We start from the raw sequence: 269 nt of genomic DNA on the forward strand, positions 1-269 counted from the left end.
CCCAACTGAGCTAATCCTCCAAAAAAATAAAAGGGCTAACCAAAGGTCTTACCCCTTTAAAACGTCTGCATGGCAATGCCCTATCCTCGCAGGGAGCGATCCCCCAACTACTTTCGGCGCGTTGAAGCTTAACTTCTGTGTTCGGCATGGGAACAGGTGTATCCTTCAAGCCATCATCACCACACTAATCCTTTTCAGGATTGAGAGCTTGCACTCTCAAAACTAAACAATATCTATTCTTCTCACGTTCAATCGAAACACCTTTAAAC

The 269-nt window shown here is 44.6% G+C and carries 1 rRNA gene; it reads right to left on the reverse strand.

Going from position 1 to position 269, the window contains the following annotated elements:
• Positions 1 to 67: 67 nt before the first annotated feature.
• Positions 68 to 184, reverse strand: a 5S ribosomal RNA gene (rrf, locus tag LJE08_RS14055).
• Positions 185 to 269 lie beyond the last annotated feature (85 nt).

The organism is Holdemanella sp. DFI.5.55, from assembly GCF_020593575.1.
Lineage (GTDB): Bacteria > Bacillota_I > Bacilli_A > Erysipelotrichales > Erysipelotrichaceae > Holdemanella > Holdemanella hominis.